This is a genomic window from Eggerthella sp. (assembly GCF_048329335.1).
Lineage (GTDB): Bacteria > Actinomycetota > Coriobacteriia > Coriobacteriales > Eggerthellaceae > Eggerthella > Eggerthella lenta.
This window is the reverse complement of sequence record NZ_DBFEGU010000346.1, coordinates 1-4,201: the sequence shown is the minus strand read 5'-3', so window position 1 is coordinate 4,201 and position 4,201 is coordinate 1. Positions and strand designations below refer to the sequence as shown.

Annotated in this window: 4 protein-coding genes; all 4 read left to right on the top strand. The window is 66.1% G+C overall.

Translation table 11 applies throughout. From position 1 onward, the window contains the following. Positions 1–576 (top strand): helix-turn-helix transcriptional regulator (locus ACMO6A_RS10860; protein WP_418471252.1); only part of this gene is annotated, 576 nt, incomplete at its 5' end. Positions 577–1,497: 921 nt separating this feature from the next. After that, complete coding sequence (locus ACMO6A_RS10855) at positions 1,498–2,742, top strand: FhaA domain-containing protein (RefSeq protein WP_114516241.1); 1,245 nt, start codon at positions 1,498–1,500, stop codon at positions 2,740–2,742. A gap of 21 nt (positions 2,743–2,763) precedes the next feature. Next, positions 2,764–3,177 carry an FHA domain-containing protein gene (locus ACMO6A_RS10850; RefSeq protein WP_009305393.1) on the top strand — a complete coding sequence of 138 codons (414 nt, stop codon included), beginning with the start codon at positions 2,764–2,766 and terminating at the stop codon, positions 3,175–3,177. After that, a partial coding sequence (locus tag ACMO6A_RS10845; protein ID WP_418471251.1) for a Stp1/IreP family PP2C-type Ser/Thr phosphatase occupies positions 3,177–4,201 on the top strand: 1,025 nt, incomplete at its 3' end. The genes ACMO6A_RS10850 and ACMO6A_RS10845, both read left to right, overlap by 1 nt.

Below are 4,201 nucleotides of genomic sequence, written 5' to 3'. Positions count from 1 at the left end.
GAACAGGGCGTCATCGTCATCGTGCTGCTGATTATGGTGGTGGCATACGCGCTGCTGCCGCGCGAGCGCGAGATCGAGGCCATCGTCGCACCGTGTCCGCTGGTGAAAGCCGTGTCGTTGGAATTGAGCGACCGCGTGCGGCCGCTAGGGCAAGCGGGATCGGCCGGCGAGGGAGCCGCCGCGCCCACGCAATCTGGGAACAACGCGACGGCAGCGACCAACGCGCCCGCACCTGACGCCGAGATCGCGCCCGAACCCGAACCGACCGCGCGGCGCGCCCCTTCGCTGCTGGAACTCAGCAGCGCACGCCGAGCAGACGAGGGCGAAGAGCGAAAGGGAGGCGGCCGCTTCCGCGCGAAGTGCGAGACGGTTGCCAACACCTACCTGCTTTCCCGGCGCGAGACGGAGATCATGTTCTTCCTGGCGAAGGGGCACAACGCCGCGTACATCCAGGAAAAGCTCTACATCTCGGAAGGCACCGCGAAAACCCACATCCGCCACGTCTACAAGAAGACGAACGTCCACAGCCAGCAGGAGCTCATGCGCCTCGTCGAGCTTGCGGATCCCACCGAATAGCGAGCTTGCCCCTCACCGATTGCAGCGCGCGGCCTCTACGGCCGCTCGCAAATCCCGCGTTCCGTGCACAAACCTGGTCGTCGATCCGCAGGCGCGTTCGCACGATCTCGACACGCTCGCGCGGTTGCACGGCGTTCCGCCGCTCGCCGCCGTGTCGTTCGCGACGCGAGGTTCGCCTCACCCCAGCTCCCGCTGAAACGCCAGGCGCCCCTCGCGCTCGTACAGCCGCACGGCATCCCTTGCAGCTACGCCGTCAACACGAGCAAGAACGGTTTTCGAGGGCGCTTCTGCAAATTTTTCGACCTTGTGGCAACGCCTCTTATTCATGAGATGTTCTGACCAGGCTTTTCTCCGCGTCTCAAAAGCGCACGCACTACCGTGACAAATCGGCGAACACCTCGACCAGGGAAAACGCTTGCCGCGCGTGCCACGAGGTCGAAAAACTTACAAATACGGGTCGTATTTCCGCTTTGGGTACGCAACCGACCGTCGGCGCGCGACTACGAGGGAGAAACGCAAGCTCGCACCACGGCGCAACGAGCGCGCAAATTCGTCAGCAACCTCGCGTAGCCCTGCTTCCCAATCGTCCACGCCTTCGCGCAAACCCCGCCTCTCAGCCACCCGCACTCCGGCGTAACCCCTGCTTCCCAATCGTCCGCACCCTCGCAGATCCCGCTTCCCTATCGTCCACGCCCTCGCGCAAGCCCCGCTTCACAATAATGACGATTGCGTAAAGGATGGGGCGCGGGCAGGGGGTTTATGGCAAGATGGAACATTGCATAGTCATATGCAGGGACACATGAAGTAACCTGGTTGCGTTTGGGCACGCGATCGCGCGGAACACGCCAGCGCGGCGTTGCCTCCCGTGCGCGAACCCGGCATCCGCCGAGGTTCGAGCCACGCACCATTAAAGGAGATGCAATGGGCTTTCTTTCGAGATTCGAAGGCAGGATGGAAGACACGTTCGAGGGCGCTGCCGACAAGATGTTCGACGCCCCCATCTCGCCGGTCCAGATAGCGAAAAAGGCCGAGAAGCAGATGCGCCGCGAGAAGATGGTGGGCGCCGGCAAGCAGTACGCGCCCACTTTGTACACCGTGCTGGTGAACCCGGACGACGACCGCCGCCTGATGGGCTACTACCCCACGCTGGCGGGCGAGACGGAAACGTACCTGACCGCGAAAGCTTCCGAGCAAGGCCTCGTGATGGACGGCCAGCCGCTCGTGCGCTTCATCGTGGACGAGGACCTGAAGCACGGCAAATTCGACATCATCGCCGAAGCGGTGGCCGCTCCCATCATCGCGCAGCTGCGCGCCGAGGAAATGCATCGTTACGGCCTGGCCGCCGCTCCCGCGCCCGGCGGGTACGGAGCCCCCGCGCAGCCCTACCCCGCGCCGCGCCCCCAGGCGCCGGCTCCGCAGCAGTACGGCGGATACAACCAGGGCTATGCCGCCCCGGCTCCCGCGCCCGCTCCGTACGGCGGCTATGACCAGCACGATCCCCAGGGCCAGTACGACCCCGCGCCCATGAACGTGGACGCGTACGGCCAGCCCCAGCAGCTCCCCTACGTGCCGGAAGACGAGATCGACCGATCCATCGATTACGGCGAGTACACCTTCGACAGCCGCGACTTCGACGAGCAGCGCGACAGCATCCAGCCTCTCGACCGTCCCGAAGCCGTGGATCCGTTCGCCATCGGCGCAGCCGCAGCCGGTGCGGGAGTCGCCGCCGGCGCCGTTGCCGGAGCGGGTATGGGCGCCGCGACGTCGCAGCCCTACCCCGCCCCGCAGCCGCAACCGCAGGCCCAGCCGCGCATGGCCGCCGAAACCGTCGTGTTCGCCGGCGGGCAGCAAGCGGCGACCCCCATGCCCGCGCAGGCCGCGGTGCGCGCCCGCCTCATCGACACCACGAACAACCGCGCGTACGACCTGGCGTCGGCGCGCCTGCTCATCGGCCGCGAGTCGAAGAACGACATCGCCGTGCACGACGTGAACGCATCGCGCACGCACGCCGAGCTGCGCTTCGAGCCGCAAGGCGTATGGACCGTCACCGACCTCGGCTCCACGAACGGCACCCTGGTGAACGGCCGCGAGGTTGCCACCCAGCCGCTCTCCGAAGGCGACCGCATCACTATCGGCATGACGAACTTCATGTTCACCCAAGCCTGAGCGGAAACGGAAGGATAACCCGTGATCGACGTCGTACTTCTTATCGTACGCCTCCTGTTCGTCGCGCTACTGTACCTGTTCCTGTTCGCAATTATGAAAACGGGCATCGGGCTGGTGCGCGGCCAGCGCAAGAAGGAACGCACCTGGAACCTCTCGGTGGAGAAGGGGCCGAAGGAGCTGCGCGGCGTATCCATCGTCGTTCGCGGGCCCGTCATCGTGGGCCGCAGCCCCGGAGCCGACATCGTGGTGGGTGCCGGATACGTGTCCGGCCGCCATGCGCGTTTCCAGCTTATGGGGCAGAACCTGTTCGTTGAGGACCTGGGATCCACGAACGGCACGGGCGTGAACGGCCAGCCCATCACCGAGCCTACCGCCCTTCGGAACAACGACGTCGTGAACGTGGGCGACGTGGCCATTCGCGTGAGGTTCGCCTAATGGCCGCCGATCGTTCGTACAAATCCACTCCGCGCACCCGCAAGGGGGCGCTCACCTCGTTCGGCAGCCGCACCGACATCGGCTGCCTTCGCGATCACAACGAGGACAGCCTCGTGGTCACGCCGCCCCTGTTTGCCGTCGCCGACGGCATGGGCGGCCACGCCGCAGGCGAAGTGGCGTCCGAGATAGCCGTGCGCGTGCTGTCCGAACTTGCCCCCGAACATCCTGACGTGGAAGCGCTCGGCCGCGCCATCGAGGAGGCGAACCGCGCCGTCATCCAAGCAGCGCGCGAAGGGCGCGGCCGCCAAGGCATGGGAACCACCATGACCGCGGCCATGCTGGAAGGCGAGCGACTGGTCATCGCCCAGGTAGGCGACTCGCGCGCGTACCTGCTGCACCAGGGCAAGCTCCAGCAACTCACGCGCGACCACAGCCTGATGGCCGACATGATCGAGGCCGGGCAGCTCACGCCCGAAGAGGCGCGCACGCATCCGCAGCGTTCGGTGATCACGCGCGCGCTCGGCAGCGACGCGCACCTCCACCCCGACATCTACGAGATCAACGTCGAAACCGGCGACCGCCTGCTCATCTGCTCCGACGGCCTGTCGGGCATGATCTTCGACGACCAGATCGAGAACACCCTGCGCCGCGTGCAAGACCCGCAGCGCTGCGCGTCGCAGCTGGTGAACGAGGCTATCGCGGCGGGCGGCCACGACAACGTCACCGTCATCGTGGCCGACGTGACCGGCTACGCCGAAGTGCGCCGTAAGAAGCTTGCGCGCAAGACCAAGCTGTCCATTGCGCTGGTGCTGGTGCTGTTCGCGGCCATCATCGCCGGAGCCGCCTGGGGCACGCAAACCTACCTGAACACCGCCGCTTATCTGGCAAACGACAACGGCAAGGTGGCCGTTTATCGGGGGGTTCCCGGCTCGGTGCTGGGGCTGTCGTTCTCGCATCTGGAGCGCACCACCGACGTGACGGTGGCCGATTTGCAGCCGGGCGTGGCCAACCGGCTGAACGAGGG

What these genes read in the sequence shown, in the direction of transcription:
- ACMO6A_RS10855 (WP_114516241.1), top strand. Translation starts at nt 1,498, where the DNA reads ATGGGCTTTCTTTCGAGATTCGAAGGCAGGATGGAAGACACGTTCGAG.